The sequence below is a fragment of the Micromonospora sp. NBC_00858 genome, assembly GCF_045207365.1.
Classification (GTDB): Bacteria; Actinomycetota; Actinomycetes; order Mycobacteriales; family Micromonosporaceae; genus Micromonospora.
This window is the reverse complement of record NZ_CP108828.1, coordinates 3,394,524-3,414,499: the sequence shown is the minus strand read 5'-3', so window position 1 is coordinate 3,414,499 and position 19,976 is coordinate 3,394,524. Positions and strand designations below refer to the sequence as shown.

The window sequence follows — 19,976 nt, the reverse complement described above, 5'->3', positions numbered from 1 at the left end:
ACAGCGCCGCTCTGGCTATCTGACGGGCTCGCCGGGAGTCACCCGCGTCGCCGGAGTCGTTGCGCAAGCTTCCGCAGCCGCTGCTGGTTGTCGGGCTTGTTGAGCTGCTCACGCGCTTGGCGGGTGAGCCGTTGTCCTTGCGGGTTGTGCAGGAATGTACGGATGCGGTCGACCATGGTTGCCATGCTGGTTTCCTTCCTATCGTGGATCTTCGTGCCGGCGGCGGGGCGTTCGCCGGAGTCGGGTGAGGGCGGGGATGGGTGCGCGGCAAACCGGCGCCCGACGCTGACACGGGTGGCTGCTTCCGTCATTGCTGCCATCACTGTTCCGATCCACGCGCGCAGGATCGGGGCCCGGTCCGCCGGTCGGTCGGAATCATGGCAGCCAGGCTGTCCCCGTCGGTCTTCCACACGTCCCGGGCAGGCTGTTCGCGCGGCTGATCCAGGCGGCGCTCGCCAGGGTGGGGGGCACCTGGCTGGTGGGGCCTGCTGCGGCCCGCGGCGGCGCTGTGGTGGCCGGGTCTGCCGGTGCGTTTCGGGTGCGATTGACGGACATGACATCCCCTTGGGGTAGGGCCGGTGTGGCTGGCACCTCAGGAGTGGGATGTCGTCGATTCCGGGATAACTCGATCGTACGCTTGTTCGGCCTGGCGCGCTTGGTGCTCTTGGGGGTCGTTGCGTTCCCTCATCGGCGGCCGCGTTGAACGTGGGTGCGCTGCAGCCAACCGGTTCCATGCGCAGACGTGAGTCTGCAGCGGAGTTCAGTGAACGTTGGCCGATCGCATGTCCACGATGACCGGCAGGCCGCTCGCCATACCTCCGCTGCCCGCGGCGCAGGCGGGCAGCGCCGCTATCTCCGCCTGCGCTTGGCTTGTGGGGTTCAGGTCCGTGACACGACCCATCAGACACACCCCGTGCGCTTCCCGGCGAGGGGTCAAGGGTGGGCGCAGGGCGTGCGCGATCGCCTCGTGCCCCCGGACATGCCGCATCACAAGTCGCGCGCGAGCGCGGTGAGCATCCCGTGGACGACCGGTTCGGCGTGGCGTATGCAGTCGCAGTCTGCCCCGTGGGTGTCGCGGTGCCAGGCGATGAGGTACTGCAGAGCGAGCTGGTTGACCTGGTAGTCGTGTTCGGCCTTGACCCGGTCGGTGTCGGCCTGGCGGTTCTGGCTGAGCAGGATCAGCGGGGCGGCGTAGGCGGCCTGGGTGGAGAAGAGCAGGTTGAGCAGGATGAACGGGTAGGGATCCCATCGGTACAGCACGGCGACGACGTTGATGGCTATCCAGACCGCGACGACAGCGGTCTGGACGAGATGAACCGCCAGGACCCGAACACCGAGGTGACCGAGTCGGCCAGGCGTTGTCCGGACGTGCGGTGATCGTGCCGGTACTGGTCGGCGGGGTGTCGGTGGTGATGCGGGGTCATGTCGGCCGCCACCCTTCGGCCCGGAGGGCCTGTCGTCTTCAGCCCGGCCGGGACGAGATGCCTTCGGCGTCGGCCGGTCGATGCGCTGCTGGGCGGGCAGTCGCGGCGCGTGCGGCGGCCCGACGTCGTCGGTGTCGAGCATCCCCAGTCGCAGCACCAGGTACGGATGACCGAGGTCGGCCGCCAGCCGCCGCATCGACTGGCGGGTGCCGGCCATCTCGACGGCGGCGCTGAGCGGCAGGACGGACACCCCGAGCTCGACCGCGGTGAGCCAGGCCGACGACAGGGCTTCACCCGCGCGCAGCCAGTCCACTGACTGGTCATTGGGACCGTAGAGCACCGCGTACACGGCAATGCGGCCGTGCCCGGTGCTCACCGGTAGGTCGCCGTGGTGGCCGAAGTCGCGGCCGGGCACGGTCGTCTGCGGAGCACGGAGGGGAATCGTGTCGTCGGGAACACCGGTGCCCGCTGGTCGGGTGCCACCGGTCCAGCACGCCAGCTCCGCCTGCCACGCCGGATCGGCGGTCTCCGCCTGTTGGGCGTGACTGGCGGCGGCGGCGAGGTCCAGCAGTTGGTCGGGTCGCAGGATGTGCAGCCACGCTCCTTCGGCCTGCACCGCGGCGGTGATGGCGCGCAGGTCGTCGGGTCCGACCGCCGGGCCGGTGACGGGACGGCGATCGGTGTGGCGCAGCCGGATGGTGTGCGTACGGCGGACCGCCCGCAGTTCGACCGGCGCCCGCCCGACGACGCGCAGGCGGGCGAGATGGCCGGGGTCGGTCGGATCCGGCATCCGGGTCACGATGGCGCCAGCCTTGCGCGGCCAGGGCGATCCGGGGGTGCTGCAGAGCGGCCCCGCAGCTCAGCGTCGCGAGCCGGCTGTCAGGGTCCGTGACGGCGAGCGCCCGGGCGCAGTCGGCGAAGAGGTCCAACCGGGTCCCGCCCACCCGCCACCGCCACGGCTGGGTGTTGTGGATCGACGGCGCGTAGCCCGCCACGGTTGCTGCTCCGACCAGCGCCTGGATCACGGCCCGAGCGTCGGTCGGTTGAGTCTGGGTCGGCACGACAGCGTCCCTTCGTGGATCTCTATGTCGTCTGGCGATGCCGGTCACCCACCTCGCTCGGCTCATAACGGGCGCGGCCCGAGGCCCAGCGGTTGGCGGCATCGGTTCATCCCGCCCGGCGCGACCGGCGAGGCCTGCGGCAGGAGTGGTCCGCGAGGCAGCGCCGCAATTGCTTCCCAGAACGGGATCGGGCCGTCATCGGGGCCTTAACCGAGGGCGTGTGCACCAGCGGTGGACTGTCAGCCACCGGGGTCCCGAGCGACACCCGCAGCCTACCGCTCCCACACCGCAGGCGGCGATGATCGGATCGAACCCGCTTCCCCACCAGCCCGGCTGATTCGCCCCGGTCAGCGCGAAGCCTTTCCCGCTGACTGCGCGTATGGTGAGGGTGTCGCTCGGGCCCCCGGTGGCTGACCGCCCGCCGCCGTCGACCCGCCCACGAGCCGACCAGATCCCGTTGCTGTCGCACCGCGCTGTGCACGGCCGGCCGCCCGGTTGTGGCACCGATTCGCCGGCCCGACCGCGTGACTCACACACGGCCGTTCGCGTCGTGGGACTGCTCGATGAGCATCGAAGGAATGTGAGCGCGATGGCCTACATCGCCAAGGACCACGACAGCGCCGTACACACATCCGTGCTGAGCGCCGGCATGGCACCGCTGGTGCCGGACGTTGCCGGGCACCAGCCCGCAGGGGAGCAGGTCAGGCCGATCGGTACCGCCACCGACGGTGGCCGTGGATCGGCGCCGACCCCCAGGACCGAGGTCGGCCCACACCTGAGCGCGGCGGTCCGGTATCTGCTCGCGGGCATCCGGCTCGCCTTGGGCTGGATCTTCCTATGGGCGTTCCTGGACAAGATGTTCGGCCTGGGACACGAGACGACCGCCGCGAAGTCTTGGGTCAACGGTGGCAGCCCGACGGAGGGGTTCCTGGGAACCGCCGCCAAGGGCCCGTTCGCCGGCTTCTGCCACTCGATCGCCGGCGCCGGCCTGACCGACCTGCTGTTCATGGGCGCTCTGCTCGCCATCGGCGCCGCGCTGATCCTGGGTGTCGCGATGCGGTTGGTCGCCGGGGCGGGAGCGCTGCTGACCCTGATGATGTGGACCGCGGTCCTCCCGCCGGCCAGCAATCCGTTCATGGACGATCACCTCATCTACGCCGCCGTGCTGATCGTCTTGGCCCTGCTGGGCGCCGGCAGCACCCTCGGACTCGGCGCCATCTGGGCCGAGATCTCGTTCGTGCGACGCACCGCCTGGCTGAAGTAGGGACTGGCTGGTCGCCATGGAGAACGCGGGCAACAACATCGAGGAGCTCGAGCAGGCCGGGAGGGATCATGATGCGAATGACCACATCGGCTGGTCGGGGCGTACTGCCTGCCCGGCCCCCGCTGAGCAGGTGTCCCTGGGCAGCTATCCCACCTACGCCCAGGCCCAGCAGGTGGTCGACTGTCCCGCCGACCATCCCTTCGAGGTGGGGACGACTCAGATCATCGGCAGCGACCTGCGCTTGGTGGAGCAGATCACCGGGCGGCTGACCTGGCCGCGGGCGCTGCTGTCCGGTGCCGCGAGCGGCGCCTGGTTCGGCGTCTTCGTCGGGCTGCTCCTCGGCGTCCTGAGCACCATCGCATTCGTCCGGGCCATGGCCCTGGGTCTCGCCTGGGGTGCGCTGTTCGGGATGGCGTTCGCCGCGGCCGGCTATGCCCTGACCGGCGGGCATCGCGATTTCACATCCAGGACCACCGTACCCAGTCGTTTCGAGGTTCTCGTCGCCGCTGGGTACGGCGACCGGGCCCGCACCGTGCTGGAGGGCGCGGCGCGCTGACCCGGCCGTGGCCGCGGCCCCACCGGAGCCACAGGTGGGGCCGCGCGGGGTCTCGGGCACCACGCTGGGCGCAGCAGCGCCGGCGTCTAGCAGGTGTCAGCCAACCCCTGCCGGGTGCGGATTTGTGATGGCGCCGGGTCAGCGGACCAGGTGGACGAACCTGGGTGGCGATGGGGAGGGAGCGGTGGCGTCGACATGACCGCCACGGCCTTGCTAGAAGCCCCAGGCGTCCGCACGGGCTGCTCCCCGCCGAGCCGCCGACCGCGAACTGGGGACGCCCGATGCGCTCCGTGACCTGACCGGTGGCGTAGGGTGAGGGACGCAGTAGCTGCCCTGGTCCCCGGTGGTGCCCCAACCGCAGGCACACCACCAGGAGCATCGGATGCCTGTCCCACCCAGCTACGTCGTGCCGGCTACTGAGTCCGTCAATGATCTCGTCAAGCGGATCGCCGACCGCGACCAAGCCGCTTTCCGCCGTTTTTACCGTCGTCTCGTCCGCGCCGTCTTCGCGCAGGTGTGTGAGAGCCTCGGCAGCCGGGCGCTCGCCGTGGCGGTGACCCGGGCGGTGTTCGTCGAGGTGTGGCGGCTCGCGCCGATGCCCGCCTCCCGTCAGCTCGACGGCATCGCCTGGGTGACCGCCATCGCCGCTCGCCGGGCCGCTGACCGGCTCCGCGAGATCAACGGCCCTACGCCGGCCCTCGGCGCCGCCTATGACGATCTCCTCGGTCGCGAACTCGCCGTCGCGCTGGGAGCCGAACCGCCGGCACAGCTCGGGACTTCCTTCCGCACACCGACTGACTGACTGATTGCCTGCCTGCCGCTTACTGACTCGCGGCTCGCTGCCAGCCGTCATCGCCGGACATCCGATCCTGGGGTTGGCACCCGGGTCGTAGCCGATCCCACCGGCGCCGGCCCGGTGACCGGCGGGGTCACCGGGCCGGGGTCACGTCCGGTCAGCCCACCGGCATCGGTGCGGCCTCCGGTTCGGGCTCGCTGGTCACGCGTCGCACGTCCGGCATCGCCGCCGTCGCCGGGGCCGGGGGGCGGCTCGCGACGGCCGCCGCCGGCGCGCTCGCGGCGGGCGTGACGCGGTCCAGGAAGCGCAGGAGTTCGACGGGGAACGGCATGACGAGGGTGCTGTTCTTCTCGGCGGCGACCTCTACGACTGTCTGCAGCAGTCGCAGTTGCAGGGCGGCGGGGTCGGCGGCCATGGTGGCGGCGGCTTGGGCGAGTTTGGTGGCGGCCTGGTATTCGCCGTCCGCGGCGATGATCCGGGCGCGGCGTTCGCGTTCGGCCTCCGCCTGGCGGGACATGGACCGCTTCATGGATTCGGGCAGAGCGACGTCCTTGACCTCGACACGTTCGACCTTCACACCCCACGGTCCTTCGGTCGGTGTGTCGATGATGCTGGTGAGTTCGGCGTTGAGCTTGTCCCGGTCGGAGAGCAGTTCGTCGAGGTCGGCGCGGCCGATCACCGCGCGCAGCGAGGTCTGGGCAACCTGGGATACGGCGTAGAGGTAGTTCTGCACGTTCACCAGAGCCTTGACGGGATCGACGACGCGGAAGTAGACGACCGCGTCGACGCGTCCGGAGACGTTGTCGCGGGTGATGCCGTCCTGGGCGGGAACGCTGAGGGTGGTGATCTGCAGGTTGACCTTCACCAGCCGGTCGACGCCGGGGACGATGAGGGTGAGGCCGGGGCCGGGCTGCCGTCGCGCACCCCGCCGAAGCGGAAGACCACCCCGCGTTCGTACTGCTGGACGACCCGCACCGCCCGGGCGGCGGTGCTGAGGCCGATGATGCCGATCGCCACGATCGCGATCACGATGGCTGTCTGTAGAGCGTTCATGCGGGCACTCCGGTGCGGGGACGGGTGGTGGATTCGGTGTGGCTTCGGTGGATTCCGCCTGACGCGGGGCCGCCGCCCTCGTTGTCCCACACCGCGTACGGGTCGGAGCCGGTCGTCGTTGTCGCGTCCTGCGGGGTCGGTCCGGCGGCGAGGATGTCGGGTGCGTGTCTGAGGTTGGCCGGGTCGGCGGCGGTGGCCAGGGCCCGCTCGGCTGTCGCAGGTGTCGTGGCGGGCGGGACGACGAGCAGGTCGACCTGGTCGTCGCGGCCGGTGGTGGCGACCAGGAGGGCGGGGTCGAGGGTGTCGAACCAGCCGATCCGGACCACGTCCGGCCCGACCGTCAACCGGCGGATCCGGCTGTCCCAGGTGTGGATGTTGAGCATGATGTGCCGGATCCGTCCATAGCGTTCGGACAGGGCGAGGACGAGGCCGGGGAGTTCGGCCACCGGGTCCCAGGAACGCGGCCACCATCCGCCGTCGACGACCGCCTGCCCCCGGGTGGGGGCGAGGCGCAGTCGGGGTTGGGAGGGCGGTGACGGGGGGATCATCGTGGGGCGTTGTGTGGTGGTGGGCATGGCTCATCCGTCCTGGCGATAGTGCGCGGCGACGTCACTCGGGCGGTGCCGGCCGCCGTCGAGGAGAGCGGAACCGGCATGGACCGGGCGCCGGGATGTCCGGCGGTACGGCCATGGAGCATCCGGAGTTGCACGATGCGGGCCGTGCCGGGAAGGGCGACGAGCAGGATCCCGAAGACCGCGGCCAGCACCAGCGCCACGCCCATCGGGAGGTGTCCGTGCGCGCCGAGGAACGACACCTCGGCACGCTGGCCGTTCTGCAGCACGAAGATCAGGAGCAGCAGGAGCACGAACGCGAACACCACGGCGGCGACCCACAGGCCGCCCATCCGCGAGCGTGCCGCCACCGGTCGGTCCGGCGTGGGCCAGGAAGCGGCGTCGGTGCCGTCGTGGCCGTCGACCGGGGGAGCCGGGTGAGAATGGTTGCGCGGTGCGGTCATCACGAACCGCCGCCCTCCAACAAGCAGCTGACATGCCTGAATGCCGTGGGGAGCCAGCGCAGGCATGGGCGATGGCGGGCGTGTGACGCGGTGTCGCGGGGCCGGCATATCGGTCCGGCAGGACGGAGCGGGACCTGGAGGCGCGAGAGATTCAGCGAGGTGACCGTTGATGTCGTGCGTCGGCCGGCCAACACGGTGACCTCGATCGGTGGGGCGCGTCCGCCAGCGGCGAACTGTCAGCCACCGGGGTCCCGAGCGACAACTATCATCGTACGCCTCCGCGCGCGCTGCCGGCGATCGTGGCGGCCACCGCCTTCGCGGTCCACGTCGACGGGTGCCAGACCGCGCCGGGGCGCCGCTCAGGAGTACGGTGTGAGCGTCGCCCGGGATCCCGGTGGCCGCAGGGTGGATGTCCGTTGAGGACGATCAGGTCGGAGCCGGCTGTGGACGAGCGAACCAGCGCGACGCGTCTCCGCTTCAGAGTTGTCTCCCCGGTGAGCGCGCGGGGGCTGCCCGGCTCGAATCGCGGTGGCGGGACCGCCGCCGGTACGGCGGATCGATGAGCTCCGCACGCAGGACCCGGCTGTGGGCCCTGGTCGTCGACGCGGCCCGCGGCGGAACGGTCGCGGTCGACCACGTCTGCGCCGCGTCGGTTCAGGCCACCGGCGTCGACTCCGCCGCCGTCGCCGTGACGCTGCGCGCCACCCCACGGGAGGTGCTGTGTGCCAGTCACCGGACCGCGTCGGACCTCGAGGAGCTGACCCTCACGCTCGGTGAGGGGCCGTGCGTGGACGCCAGCTCCGGTGGTCCCGATCTGGTCGTCGACCTGGCGGCGCCGGAATGTCTGGCCCGCTGGCCGGTGTTCGCTCCGGCGGCGGTGCTCGCCGGGGTCCACGCGGTGTTCGCGCTGCCGCTCCAGGTCGGCGGGATCCGCCTCGGTGTGCTGGACCTCTACCGCGCGCGGTCTGGCGGCCTCGACGGCGAGCAGTTGGCCGACGCGCTGGTGTTGGCGGACACGGCCTGCGCGGTACTGCTGGACGGCGGGTGGCGCCACCGGTCGGACCAGGACGAGGGTTGGCCGGAGCAGGCCGGTCTGCAGCATCCCGAGGTGCACCAGGCCACGGGAATGGTCACGGTCCAGTTGGGGGTGACCGCGGCGGTGGCGCTCATCCGGTTACGCGCCTTCGCCTTCTCCCACGACCGGCGGCTGCGGGATGTGGCAGGTGACGTGGTTGCCCGCCGGCTGCGTTTCGACTCCACCGACGACGCGTGCGACGGCGGGACCGGGTGAGAGCCGGGCCCCGGTCGTCGCGAGGCGGCGGTGCCGACCACGGCCCCGTACCGCCGAAGAGCTGGCGGGACTATCGTACGACAAGGGTGAGTGACATGGGCGAGAGCCAGCTGTCCGACGTGTTCGTGGAAATGGCCGACACGCTCGTCGACGATTTCGACGTGCTTGAGTTCCTGCACGTGCTGACCGAACGGTGTGTCGAGGTGCTGGGCATCTCGGCGGCCGGGCTGCTGCTGACCGACCAGCAGGGCACCCTGCAGGTGGTGGCCGCCTCCTCCGAACGCACGAGGCTGCTGGAGCTGTTTCAGCTGCAGACCGACCAGGGGCCCTGTGTGGACTGCTTCCGCACTGGCCAATCCGTGTCGGTGGTCGACCTGCCCGCCGCCGGCCGGTGGCCGCGGTTCACCGCCGCGGCGGCCGAAGTTGGGTTCGCCGCGGTACACGCTCTACCCATGCGCCTGCGCTCCGAGGTGATCGGCGCGCTGAATCTCTTCGACACCCAGCCGGGCGCACTCGACGAAGGCAAGCTCCGCATCGGTCAGGCCCTGGCCGACGTGGCCACCATCGGCCTGCTCCAGCAACGCGCCATCCACCGCCGCGACATCCTCACCGAACAGCTGCAGACCGCACTCAACAGCCGAGTCCTGATCGAGCAGGCCAAGGGGGTGCTCGCCGAGCGCCTCCACGTCGACGTGGGTGAGGCCTTCGCGCTGCTGCGCAACAGCGCCCGCAGCCACAACCGGCGGCTGTCCGATCTGGCTCAGGCGATCGTCGACGGTTCCGAGCACGCCGCGCCAGGAACGGTAGCCAACCTGTCCGACTGACTGCCCGGTCAGGTCGATGCCGCCCGACCGCCACCGCGGGGGTCCTGTCCCGCCGGTCGACTTCCGGCGGTGCCGATCGCCACGATGAGGCGTACGGTGAGGTTGTCGCCCGGGCCCCCGGTGGCCGTCAATTTCGCCGCCACCAGCCGTGAGGGGCGTTGAACAATGGTCACCCCCACCACGACCGCGACGACCATTCCCCGACATCCGCCGGCGGGTGAAGGACCAGCGACCAGCGAGCAGCTGCTGCGTCGACACGCTGCCCTGAGCTGCGACCATCCCGATCGTACGAGGCTGCGGGCCCGGATCATCGAGGGCAACCTGCCAATGGCCGGCCGACTGGCCCGCCGATACACCGGACGCGGAGAGCCCTACGACGACCTAGCCCAGGTCGCGGCCCTCGCCTTGGTCAAGGCCGTCGACGGATTCGACGTCAGCCGAGGCGTACCGTTCTCCTGTTACGCGGTCCCGACCATCCTCGGCGCCCTCCGCAGGCACTTCCGCGACACGGCGTGGGCGATGCGGGTCCCGCGCCGAGCCCAGGAGCTGAACAGCAGAGTGCGAGCCGCCACGGGGGACCTCACGCAGCGACAGGGCCACCACCCGACCACCGCGGAACTCGCCGACCACCTGGAAGTGAGCGTCGACGAAGTCCTGGCAGCCCTCACCGCATCGCAGGCCTACCGCCTGACATCCCTCAACGCGCCCCACCGCGGCGCCGACGACATCGAGACCATCGACCTCATCGGCGCCTTCGATCCCGGCTACGCGGGCGTGGACGATCACCTGACACTACTGCCGTTACTCGCCGCCCTTCCCCTGCGTGAGCGTCGGATTTTCACCATGCGGTTCTATCGCCACATGACCCAGGCGCGGATCGCGACCGAAGTCGGAATATCGCAGATGCACGTATCCCGGCTGCTGAAGCGTTCCCTGGCCCAGCTCAGGGCCGGAATGCCCAGCTGACGGGCCGTCGTCCCGGTCGTATGCGGTCGCCCGGAGGAGAGCGTCAAACGATCACGAGAGGACCTCGATGGCAGTTGGTCCGTCCGTCACGACTGAGCCCTCCGTCATTCGCACAGGGGGATCCATCCCGGTGCGGCTGGGCGTACGGGTGAAGCGGGCCGTCGAACGGCGCTCGGGTCGGGTCCGAGTGATCCTGCTCGTGACCGTCCTGCTCCTGCCGTTGCTGCTGACAACGCTGTTAGGTGGCCGCTGACCAGGTACTGACCGGCTACCGCAGCGACCCGGTCGGGAAGCGGGTGGCCAGCCTGTTCCACCTGCAGGAGGTCCTCTCGCCCTGAACTTCTTCCTGGCGCTCGCCGCCTGGTGGCTGATGGCCCGGCTGCTCGCGCGGCGGACCTCAACCGCGAGGCGCCCAGATGAGGACGGTGTCGGAGCGGCGGTTGGTGGCCGGCCTCGCGTGACCCGGTCGTCGAACTGTGCGGCCTGGTCATCGCGCTTACCGCCCAGCGCGGCGGCATGATCGAACGGATCATGCTGCAGCCGGCGTGTGGGGCTCGTAAAGTCGGTTCGGGCTACGCTGCCTGCGAATACTCGTTGATCAGCCCACCCAGAATCGGTCGCCGTTGGACCCGGGCGGCGTTCAGGTCAACGACTCTCGTTGGCGGGTTCGGTGGCTGCTGGCTCAGCGAGCGATGTGGACGGTGGCCATTGTAGTGCGAGGTGTACTCGTTGAGCACTGCCGCCAGGTGACGCTCGCCGACGATCAGCATTCGGTCCGTGCATTCGCGGCGAACCGTGCCCACCCAGCGCTCCGCGAATGCATTCGCCTGGGGCGGCCGGGGCGGAGTCCTGATCACCTCGATGCCCTCGGCGGCGAACACCGCGTCGAAGGCCGCGGTGAACTTGGTGTCGCGGTCGCGCGTTGTCTCGACACCACTGCTGCACGTTATCGATCTTCACCCCCGCGGTCAGCAGGGCATCCACCGCACTCATCACCTGACGCCGATTCGCCACGCCTTGCAGTCAAGCCTGGCAGCGCGCCCCCACCCAGAATGCTGATCTTGTGACACGGGAACCGGGACATGAACTGCGACAGAGGCCATGGGACTGAACACACGGCTCCTGCACAGCTCAAGGCCAAAGGTGGACCGCACGATGCACCATGCGAACCGCCCCACGCAGATCGCTGGTGGCCCATTGGCCGGGTGTTTGACCAGCGCAAGAGGCAGATGAGCGCTGGCAGCAGGTGCCTGACCCGGCGCGGCTTGGGGGGCATCTCGGCTTGCCTGGCGTAGCGCATCGACGTAGCGTGGCCGGTTGCCGATGGCGGGCGTCGGCGCGCGTCGGCAAGGATCGGGTATATGCGTAAACGGTTCAGTCGCAGCGTCGTGACGGCCCTGTTCGGCCTACTCATCGCCGTGCCGGCCACGGTCCTCACCGTGGCGTCGCCGGCATTCGCCGAGGGCGAGGGATGCTGTCAGGTGAGCATCGACAACCTGCCCGCACAGTTCCCCGGCGGAGGCGACCCCACGCCCTTCACCGTGCACCTGGTCAACCAATCCCAGGAGATCCTCCGCTACGTCGACGTGTCGTTCCTGCTACAGGCGGATGGCCTCGTCGGTGACCTGGTGGACTTACAGCGTCGGCGCATGCCCGGCGGACTGCACGACGTGGGGACGTTCACCCAGCGCGGTGTGCACAGCGGTGCCGTCACCGCAACCGAGCAGATCGACTTCGGGGTGCTCGCGGTGCCGCCCGGCGGCGGACTGAACATCACCTACCAGCTGTCGTTCAGCAAGAAGTTGCCGAGCACCGCACTGACGCTTTCGATGCAGGTGCAGCCCAGGCGGGACCGCAGGGGCGTCCGCTCGGCTGGCCCGTACGAGTCCTCGATCGTGGCGGCGGGACAGCCGACCCAGACTCAGCCGGCTTCGACGCCGACTTCGTCACCGACGGTCAGCGATTCCCTGGCATCGACCGACGGCACAGCTCCGATCGAACAGTCACCGCTTGCCGGTGCCGGCTCGTCAGGTGGCGATGGCTCGCTGATCTGGCTGGCGTACACGATCGGCGCGCTGCTGTCGCTCGGCGGGATCGGCGTGATCGGCACGCTGGTGTGGCGGCGCGGACCTCAGCGTGTCGAGACCGATTGGGACGAACCGCAGCAGTACGGCGAGCCGGCATACCCGCACGCGCCCACCCAGGTCGCCGGCGACGAGGTGCCGAGGCAGGCCGGTAGCCCCGGCGTGTACGGCACGCCCGGCCTTCACACGGCGCCGACCGCGCAGTACCCGACCGCGCAGTACCCGATCGCGCAGGACCCCTACGCCGATCCGGATCAAGCCTGGGTCGACCCGGCCGCCGGTCGGTGAGTCCGAGCCGCCGGTGCTTACCGCCGTGCCGCGCCGTGACGGCCGGCCCCCCGCGGCTCTGTGGACAGCGAGCCGGGAGCTGTCACTGGTCTGGAAGCTGCGATGGCTCTGCACCGACCAGGCTGAAAGAGGGGTTTCCGCGGGGAAGGACCTGTACGACGCGGTGCTGCTCGCGGAACTCGACGGCATCCGGATATCCCGCCGTCTGCGCCACCTGGTGCTCGGCACGGCCCTCCTCAGCTCGGACGCGGTCCGAAGCTGGGCGATTGACGGTTCCGGTCCGTTGGGCGCCGACGCCGAACCATGGCTGGTCAGGCTCGCCCGGGCGGTGCAGCTGCTGTTCGAAGCGTGAGCGTCATACCCGCCGCCCCTGAAACCTTCGGGCATCCTCGTTGCCGGTCCGTCCGAGGTGTCGGGGTTGCTGGGCGAAGTTGCCACGGTTGGCCTGCCATACTCGGTCCGGACCTGGTCGGCTTCGTGTGGGCAGTGCGGCGGCTTCGGCTGCAATCCGACGGGCTGTGGGAGCAGATCGGGAGCGGCTGAGGCCTACGGCCAGGGGCCAGCGCGGCGCCAGCCGAGGTCATTCGGCGCGGTGGCATCCGATCCGGATGGCGGACGACCTGGCGCAACAAGCACGGAGGTGGCCGGTCGGCACTAGCCCGGTGCGAGCCCGGATCGGGGGAGCAGGTTGGGAGCAACAGCGTGCCCTGAACGGCTCCGAACGGCACCCAACCGCACCGAACAGCACTCAACTGCACCCACCCCTGCCTGCGGGTTCTCGTTTCCGCAGGTCAGAGTCTGTGCGGCGTCCTGTTTCACACGCAGCGCTCAACGGCGCTGAAAGGACTTCAACGGCGCTCTATCTCGCCTGGTAGGGGAGCGTGCGTAGGTCCGGGCGGTAACGACCCGGTAGGCGGGCCGGGCCTTGCGCTGGGAGCAGATTGGGTGCACGCCTCCGAAGTGGTCACCGCTAGCGAAGTGCTCAACCGGCCTCGGCGCGGGCACGGCGCTGAGCAGCAACGATGTGGCGATCTGGCTTGCTTGACCTCCCAGTGAAGACCGAAGTGGTCACTCCGCAGCGGCTCCATGATCGCCCCGCGTCGATAGCCCTGTCGGATGCCTGGGCGGGCCAGGAGCGGGGCTGCTGGATCGACGCCTGACTCTGCGGCCAAACGCGCAGCCGCCGGTGCTCCCGGGAGCTGAGACTCCGATCCCATCGGCAGTGCGCTGACCAGGGCTTCCTGCTTGATGACCTCTTCGGCGGACCCGAAGGCGTCAACTTCGGTGGCTCATGTCCATCGGGTGACGTCCTCATCTCGCCGACGAGCGGACGTCGCCAGACGCCCGCTACCGCACGGCGACTCCCGGCGCGGGACGTTGCGTCGCCGACCCTTGTGGCTGCTAGTTCTTCTTTCTGAGCTTGGGAGGCAGCGTCGCGACGTACGCCTGAGCCTTGTTGACCCACACGGTCGCCTGCTCGGTGGTGAACGACGGGGGCAGCGACAGGTATCCACCCATCGGTCGCTCGGCGGGACCGAAGGGTCCCGCCCCCTCGATCGTCGCCAGCTCGGCCAGATCGTCGGCGGCGAGCTTCACGCCGACCGACGAGCCGAACAGCCCGGCGAACATGTTGCCGTTCACAAAGGCGCCGAGATTGCCGAACATCGGCTTGACCTCGACCCCTGGGGCGTCGGATACGACGGACCGGAAGAACTGCTTGTCAGCGTCGGTGGTCTTGGGCATCTGCATCGTCGGATCCTGTCATCCGGCCACGGGGCGACGGCCCGTGAAGGCGGCCAGCCGCTCCATCGGGTCGGCACCCGCGGGCGGGGTGACCTCGTCGCTGAACGAGGAACCGCGGGCACCGGGGACGAGCCGCTCGGCGAGCTTGTGGACGTAGGCCACGACCTCGTCGCTGACGACCAGGCGCGTGCCGCTGCCCTGGGCCATGTCCCAGGCGTGCAACAGGAATTCCACCGGCATGATGCCCGCCGCGAAGGCGGCCGGCATTTCGCCGCCGCAGGGGGCGGGGACGGTGCCGTCGAGGCCGCGGGCGCGCCATCCCTCGATGGCCTGCGCCGCCATGGTGGCCACCCGGTTCTCCAGCGAACCCGTCTCGGGGTTCACGACCTTGACGCCGGCCATCGCGCCGAAGGCGATCATGGAGCCGAACAGGTGCTCGGCGAGGTCGTGGCAGGTGAACTCCGCGCAGGGGGTCTGCTTGGCGCGGTCCTCGGAGGTCAGCTCACGCAGGACCGTCTGGAGCACGGCCAGCGTGGCGTCGGCGGCGGACAGCTCATCAAGCCGCTCGGGAGCGGCGGACCACTCGTCCGGGCCGGCGTCCCCGACGACGGCAGTCTTCTCGAGACGGCCGAGGTAGTGGTTCCAGCCCTCGGCGTGCATCGCCGCCTGCTGATCGGTCAGCCCCTCATGGGTGAGGGTGACCTTGGTGCCGTCGGCGACCGGCTCGACCGTGATCGAGACGGTCGAGGCGTCGGGGGCGAGGTCCGGGTTGCCTTCCCAACCCCAACCGAACACGACACGCTTGCCGGGCTCCACCTCCCGGAAGGTGCCCGCCGCCACGTGGCCGGGGGTGATGGTCCAGCGGTAGTCACCACCCACCCGGTAGCGCAGGTACCACCGGACCGCGACGACGATCACCTCGGACGGGAAACGGAACCCGGCGTACGCCGACCTCGGCGGCGACGAAGCGCGACGACGGCTCGGTAGCTTCACCCACCAAGCCTGCCTCGGCCCCTGGCCACCGGCAACGCAACAGCGCCCGCCAGCGTCATCCGGCAGCGATCACTCCGCTCCGCCGCCCGAGCAACCAGCGAGGCGGTGGTCGGCGAGGCTCGCGGCGAGAGCTGCCGCGCTCAGCCTCGTGGTGGGTGTCGCCGCAGGCCTGCTCTGGAATGTGGCGGCGGGCATCTGAGCATCGAACGTCGGTCCGGTGAACAGCGGGGGAACCGGGGATGATCATAAACCAGGAAGCCATGATCAGATACAGGTGAATCCCCTGATCTGGCGCTCGTCCGTCGCAACTGGTGGAGTCCGACATCGCCCGAACGGACGAGTTAGTGGATCACCTGGCGAGGGACGTCCGCGCGCGCCGTTCGTACCCTGCGCTGTCGGGTGACAGAGGGAGGGGCGGTATGCCCGGATGGCGAGGATCCCTACCGGCGCCGCCGGACTGGGGTGGGGGATCCCGTTGCGCAGGGGTGAAGTGTGAGCACCGCCACCTGATCACCCTGGGTGACCATGGTTTCTCATGCCTAGCCTCGGCGGATGCGTAACGACGGCAATCCCGACCACCCGCGCGGCCTCGGCGGCCCGGCTGACCGTTCGGACGATATCCCCTCCATCGATCAGCCAGTCGGCACGTCCCAACCCCGACTCTCCACCGGTTGGCTGCGTACCCGCCTCGGCGGCCTCGGAAACCCCTTCGCCGCCCGACCCGGCCGGACCCGCATGGCGGTGGCCACCGGCGCCGTGTGCTGCCTCGGTCTCGTGGGCGTCACCTTCATCGGCGCCGACCCCGCCGGCGAGTCACGCACCCCCGACCAGCGCGCCGAGATCGCCCAGCGGGCCGAGGCCGACGCGGCCTCCCGCGGGCAGGCCCGCCAGCCCGCCGCCCCGGTCACTGAAACCCCCACCCCGGAGAGCTCCCCGTCGACGACAACGCCCGCGCCCAAGCCCAAGGCGACGTCGAAACCAAAGCCCAAGCCCAAGCCCAAGCGGATCGTCCCGGTCGCCGGGCTGGACCAGGCGCAGATGGACAACGCCAAGGCGATCGTGCGTACCGGCCGGGACATGGGTGTGCCGCGCCGGGGGCTGGTGATCGCGGTGGCCACCGCGATGCAGGAGAGCAACCTCTACAACTACGCCAGTGGCGTGCTGCCGGAGTCGCAGGACTACCCGCACCAGGCGATCGGCTGGGACCACGACTCAGTCGGGCTCTTCCAGCAGCGGCCCAGCACCGGCTGGGGGAGCGTGCGGGACCTGATGAAGCCGGAGTTCGCGACCCGTCAGTTCCTCACCGCCCTGGAGGCGATCCCCGGCTGGCAGGACCTCCCGCTGACCGCCGCGGCCCAGGCGGTGCAGGTGTCGGCGTTCGGTTGGCTGTACGCCCAGCACGAGTGGCGGGCCACCGAGGTCGTGAACGCCATCCTCGTCTGACCGCGGACAACCGGCGCCGCGTTTCCGCTGCTGCCGCTCGAGCGCGGCGTCGGCCTGCGGTATGTGGCCGGTCGGTAGGGCTTCGTCGGTTGTTTCTCCCGTTACCTTTCAGTGAGCAAACGTGACTCCTGATTGGCAGTCGTCCGTTGCCGGGCGACGTTGACCGGATGAGCCGGTCTAGGGCGTGTCCTGCCGATCTTGTAGTGGTTGATCGTTGACGATGTGCCGGTGGTGCGTCGTGGTGAGTTGACCGATGAAGCGTGGGCGGTGATCGCGCCGCTGCTGCCGGAGCCGGGCGGTGCGCGGGGGCGGTGGCGCGATCACCGTCAGGTCGTTAACGGGATCTTGTGGAAGCTGCGGACCGGTGCGCCGTGGCGTGACCTGCCCGAACGGTATGGGCCGTGGAAGACCTGCCATGAGCGGCTGCGGCGCTGGACGGCCGACGGGACGTGGGATCGGATCCTCGCGGCGGCACAGGTGCATGACGACGGGACACCGGTGCAGTGGACGATCAGCGTGGACTCGTCGATCGTGCGGGCGCACCAGCATGCCGCTGGCGCCCGCAAAAAGGGGGCTCCGCAACACGTGCGGCGACGCCTGGTACGCAAGATGGCGAGGCCATCGGCCGATCCCGCGGAGGACTGAGCACGAAGATTCACCTCGCCGTCGACGGACGCGGCAGGCCGCTGTCGATCCTGCTCACTCCCGGCCAGGCCGGCGACAACCCTCAACTGTTGGCGTTGCTGGACGCGATCTGCGTCAACGAGCCCGGACCGGGTCGACCCCGCAAACGTCCCGAGGTGCTGATCGCGGACAAGGGCTACGCGCACGACTCGACCCGCCGAGCGTTGCGTCACCGCGGGATCCGGCACGTCATCCCCGAACGATCCGACCAGGTCGCCCGCCGCGCCGCCAAGGGCAGCAACGGCGGGCGGCCACCAGCCTTCGACAAGGCGATCTACCGCAAGCGCAACGTCGTGGAACGCTGCTTCAACCGGTTCAAGCAATGGCGTGACCTGGCCACCCGCTACGCCAAACGCGCATCTCTCTACCGCGCCAGCCTCGTCCTCATCGCCGCCATCATCTGGCTTCCATGATCGGCAGGACACGCCCTAGACGCTTCACGGCCCGCCGCCCCGCCTGCGCATGCAGGTCTTACGGGTCTTACGTGGGCTCCACGTCCTGTTTTTGCGTCGCCCAGCGACTCCAGGTCGACGTGCCGCACGAGCGCGGCAAGATTACGTGCGGCGTTGACGTCCCGGTCGAGGGACAGCCTGCACGCGGTGCAGTGGAACGTGCGCTCGGCCAGTGACAGCTTGGGTTTCACCGTCTTGCAGGCGGAGCATGTCTTGGAGCTGGGGTACCACCGGTCGGCGACGTACAGCGTGGCGCCGTACCAGCCGGTCTTGTAGCCGAGGTGCCGGCGCAGCGTCGCCGGGGCGGCGTCGGTCAGGGACCGAGCCAGTTTGCGGTTACGAACCATCCCGGCCACGTGGAGGTCCTCCACGACGACCGTGGTGAACTGCTGCGCCAGGCGGGTGGTGAGCTGGTGCCACGAGTCGGCGCGGACGGCCGCGACCGTGGCGTGCAGTCGAGCCACCGCCTCCTGTGCCCGCTGCCACCTGTTCGACGCGGTCCGCTTGCGCCTGGCCTGCGGGTCGTAGGGGCCGATCCGCCGGGCGGCACGGCGCTGCGCCTTGCCGAGTTTCTTCAACGCGGCTTTGAACGGCGCCGGGTTCGGCACCATCTCGCCGGTGGACAACACGGCCAGGTGCTTGATCCCGGCGTCCACCCCGACCACCCGGCCGGCCTTCGGCGCGTGCGCCGTCCGTCCGACCGTGCGCCGGACGGCGACCTGGAACGAGCAGGACCACCGTCCGGCGGTCTCGGTGACCGTGGCGGACAGGATCGTCGCGGTGCCGGCCTTCACCCGGCGGGCCAGCTTACGGGTGGACTCGTGGGTGCGGATGCGGCCCAGCCGGGGCAGCACCACGTGCCGGTAGCCAGGGTCGACCCGGATCGCGCCGGTGGTGAACCGGGCCGACCTGCGACCGTGCTTCCTCTTGGTCCGGGGCCAGCCCATCCGGCGGCCCTTGCGGGCACCGGTACGCGAGGCGTGCCAGTTGCCCAGCGCCGCGGACAGGTTCGCCAGCCCGGTGTTGAACGCCTCCTTGGAGCACTGCGCCCACCACCGCGCCGCCCACTGCTTGATCTCGTTCCAGGTGCGCCGCAGGTCCGGCAGGGACCAGCCCTGCCACGGCGTCAGGTCGGCCTCGGCCACCCCGTAGCTGGCCTCGGCAGCCCGTTGCGCCTTCACCGCGCTGACCCGGCGCAGCATATGGTTGTAGGCGAACCGGGCCGCACCGGTGTTGCGGCGCAGGCCGAGAACCTGGGCGTCACTCGGGTCCAGGGCGAACCGGTATGCCTGCACGGTCCAGCCGGCCGGCGGCTCGTACCGCTTCACGACTCGTCCTTGGCGGTGGCCGCGGCCACCGCGCGGCTGGCCCGGTTCGCCGCGGCCCGGCGGCCGTACAGCCGGGCGCACAGGCTGGTCAGGATCTCCGTCACGTCCCGCACCAGGTCGTCGTCCACCTCGGCCGGGTCGGCGACCAGCAGCCGGCGGCCCTGGGCGGCCAGCGCCGCCTCAACGTACTCGGCGCCGAACCGGGCGAACCGGTCCCGGTGCTCGACCACGATCGTCGTCACGGACGGGTCGCGCAGCAGCCCGAGGAACTTCTTACCTCGGCCGTTCAAGGCGGAGCCGACCTCGGTCACCACGCTGGAGACGACCATGTTCTGCCCGGTGACCCAGGCGGCCACCCGGGCGACCTGCCGGTCAAGGTCGCCTCGCTGATCGACCGACGACACCCGGGCGTAGACAACCACCTGGCCCTGGGTGTCGACACTGACAACGTCCACCATGATCGTTCCCGACGGAAGACGCCGAGCGGGCACCGGCATGGTTCCCTCGCGGAACCATCGGTACGCGGTCTGTGGGTGCACCCCGTTGCGGCGCGCCCACTCAGCAAGCTTCACGACACCGACACTAACACTCACATATTCGCATGCCTGATCACAGAATCAGGAACTGCCAACAACCCCTTTGCCTGACTGACTCACAGTTGCGTTGAGCGTCGCCAAGATAGAGGCAGACTTGAGCAGTGAAGTCGTCGAC

At 70.0% G+C, this 19,976-nt stretch carries 19 protein-coding genes and 2 pseudogenes; 11 read left to right on the top strand and 10 right to left on the bottom strand.

The features are described from left to right. Positions 1-38: 38 nt before the first annotated feature. On the bottom strand, positions 39-185 hold the full coding sequence (locus OG990_RS15895) for a hypothetical protein (protein ID WP_254336939.1): 147 nt from the start codon (positions 183-185) through the stop codon (positions 39-41). An 802-nt stretch (positions 186-987) separates the two neighbouring features. Continuing rightward, positions 988-2,214, bottom strand: a complete 1,227-nt coding sequence (locus OG990_RS15890) for a DUF1003 domain-containing protein (RefSeq protein WP_406081218.1) — start codon at positions 2,212-2,214, stop codon at positions 988-990. A gap of 860 nt (positions 2,215-3,074) precedes the next feature. Between OG990_RS15890 and OG990_RS15885 the strand changes: the two genes are divergently transcribed. The 3 genes from OG990_RS15885 to OG990_RS15875 all read left to right on the top strand — a co-directional run bounded on the left by OG990_RS15885 (position 3,075) and on the right by OG990_RS15875 (position 5,107). Next, the gene (locus OG990_RS15885) at positions 3,075-3,749 is read left to right on the top strand and encodes a hypothetical protein (protein ID WP_406081217.1); all 675 of its coding nucleotides are present in this window, start codon (positions 3,075-3,077) and stop codon (positions 3,747-3,749) included. 16 nt (positions 3,750-3,765) lie between these two features. After that, on the top strand, positions 3,766-4,305 hold the full coding sequence (locus OG990_RS15880; protein ID WP_406081215.1) for a general stress protein: 540 nt from the start codon (positions 3,766-3,768) through the stop codon (positions 4,303-4,305). A 382-nt stretch (positions 4,306-4,687) separates the two neighbouring features. Beyond that, the gene (locus tag OG990_RS15875; protein ID WP_406081214.1) at positions 4,688-5,107 is read left to right on the top strand and encodes an RNA polymerase sigma factor; all 420 of its coding nucleotides are present in this window, start codon (positions 4,688-4,690) and stop codon (positions 5,105-5,107) included. 151 nt (positions 5,108-5,258) lie between these two features. Here the strand turns inward: OG990_RS15875 and OG990_RS15870 are convergent. The 3 genes and pseudogenes from OG990_RS15870 to OG990_RS15860 form a co-directional block, all read right to left on the bottom strand. After that, positions 5,259-6,154: pseudogene (locus OG990_RS15870) on the bottom strand (SPFH domain-containing protein). Further along, positions 6,151-6,729, bottom strand: coding sequence for a DUF5994 family protein (locus tag OG990_RS15865; protein WP_406081212.1), 579 nt, complete (start codon positions 6,727-6,729; stop codon positions 6,151-6,153). The pseudogene OG990_RS15870 and the gene OG990_RS15865 overlap by 4 nt, the downstream one beginning before the upstream one ends. Next, on the bottom strand, positions 6,699-7,169 hold the full coding sequence (locus OG990_RS15860; protein ID WP_406081766.1) for a lipopolysaccharide assembly LapA domain-containing protein: 471 nt from the start codon (positions 7,167-7,169) through the stop codon (positions 6,699-6,701). Before OG990_RS15860 ends, OG990_RS15865 begins: the two co-directional genes overlap by 31 nt. Before the next feature lie 559 nt (positions 7,170-7,728). Between OG990_RS15860 and OG990_RS15855 the strand changes: the two genes are divergently transcribed. From OG990_RS15855 to OG990_RS15840, 4 genes and pseudogenes are all read left to right on the top strand, one after another. Next, positions 7,729-8,460 carry a GAF and ANTAR domain-containing protein gene (locus tag OG990_RS15855; RefSeq protein WP_406081210.1) on the top strand — a complete coding sequence of 244 codons (732 nt, stop codon included), beginning with the start codon at positions 7,729-7,731 and terminating at the stop codon, positions 8,458-8,460. Between the two features lie 95 nt (positions 8,461-8,555). After that, positions 8,556-9,284 (top strand): GAF and ANTAR domain-containing protein, encoded by a 729-nt coding sequence (locus OG990_RS15850; protein ID WP_406081208.1) that lies wholly within the window; start codon positions 8,556-8,558, stop codon positions 9,282-9,284. Positions 9,285-9,449: 165 nt separating this feature from the next. Further along, positions 9,450-10,250: a SigB/SigF/SigG family RNA polymerase sigma factor gene (locus OG990_RS15845; RefSeq protein WP_406081206.1), complete on the top strand. Its 801-nt coding sequence runs from the start codon at positions 9,450-9,452 to the stop codon at positions 10,248-10,250. Between the two features lie 444 nt (positions 10,251-10,694). Beyond that, a pseudogene (locus OG990_RS15840) lies at positions 10,695-10,781 on the top strand (hypothetical protein); the annotation flags it as partial. Between the two features lie 41 nt (positions 10,782-10,822). Here OG990_RS15840 and OG990_RS15835 read toward each other — a convergent pair. Continuing rightward, positions 10,823-11,131, bottom strand: a complete 309-nt coding sequence (locus OG990_RS15835) for an integrase core domain-containing protein (protein WP_406081204.1) — start codon at positions 11,129-11,131, stop codon at positions 10,823-10,825. Between the two features lie 480 nt (positions 11,132-11,611). On the opposite strand from OG990_RS15835, the gene OG990_RS15830 reads away from it, so the two are divergent. Then, complete coding sequence (locus tag OG990_RS15830) at positions 11,612-12,622, top strand: hypothetical protein (protein WP_406081203.1); 1,011 nt, start codon at positions 11,612-11,614, stop codon at positions 12,620-12,622. A 163-nt stretch (positions 12,623-12,785) separates the two neighbouring features. Next, on the top strand, positions 12,786-12,974 hold the full coding sequence (locus tag OG990_RS15825) for a hypothetical protein (RefSeq protein ID WP_406081202.1): 189 nt from the start codon (positions 12,786-12,788) through the stop codon (positions 12,972-12,974). A gap of 1,049 nt (positions 12,975-14,023) precedes the next feature. Here OG990_RS15825 and OG990_RS15820 read toward each other — a convergent pair. Together OG990_RS15820 and OG990_RS15815 are read right to left on the bottom strand one after the other, a co-directional pair. Then, positions 14,024-14,371 carry a TfoX/Sxy family protein gene (locus OG990_RS15820; RefSeq protein WP_406081201.1) on the bottom strand — a complete coding sequence of 116 codons (348 nt, stop codon included), beginning with the start codon at positions 14,369-14,371 and terminating at the stop codon, positions 14,024-14,026. A gap of 12 nt (positions 14,372-14,383) precedes the next feature. After that, on the bottom strand, positions 14,384-15,358 hold the full coding sequence (locus OG990_RS15815) for a TIGR03086 family metal-binding protein (protein WP_406081200.1): 975 nt from the start codon (positions 15,356-15,358) through the stop codon (positions 14,384-14,386). 552 nt (positions 15,359-15,910) lie between these two features. On the opposite strand from OG990_RS15815, the gene OG990_RS15810 reads away from it, so the two are divergent. Together OG990_RS15810 and OG990_RS15805 are read left to right on the top strand one after the other, a co-directional pair. Next, positions 15,911-16,801 (top strand): peptidase M23, encoded by an 891-nt coding sequence (locus OG990_RS15810; RefSeq protein ID WP_406081198.1) that lies wholly within the window; start codon positions 15,911-15,913, stop codon positions 16,799-16,801. A 231-nt stretch (positions 16,802-17,032) separates the two neighbouring features. Further along, positions 17,033-17,898, top strand: a protein-coding gene (locus OG990_RS15805; protein WP_328426520.1) for an IS5 family transposase whose coding sequence is annotated in 2 segments (ribosomal slippage) — positions 17,033-17,366 and positions 17,366-17,898 — 867 coding nt in all. Because the reading frame shifts where the segments join, the coding sequence is not laid out codon by codon here. Here OG990_RS15805 and tnpB read toward each other — a convergent pair. Together tnpB and OG990_RS15795 are read right to left on the bottom strand one after the other, a co-directional pair. Next, on the bottom strand, positions 17,850-19,265 hold the full coding sequence (gene tnpB / locus OG990_RS15800; protein WP_406081197.1) for an IS607 family element RNA-guided endonuclease TnpB: 1,416 nt from the start codon (positions 19,263-19,265) through the stop codon (positions 17,850-17,852). The genes OG990_RS15805 and tnpB overlap by 49 nt on opposite strands. Then, positions 19,262-19,837 (bottom strand): IS607 family transposase, encoded by a 576-nt coding sequence (locus tag OG990_RS15795; RefSeq protein WP_386990352.1) that lies wholly within the window; start codon positions 19,835-19,837, stop codon positions 19,262-19,264. Before OG990_RS15795 ends, tnpB begins: the two co-directional genes overlap by 4 nt. Positions 19,838-19,976: the final 139 nt, after the last annotated feature.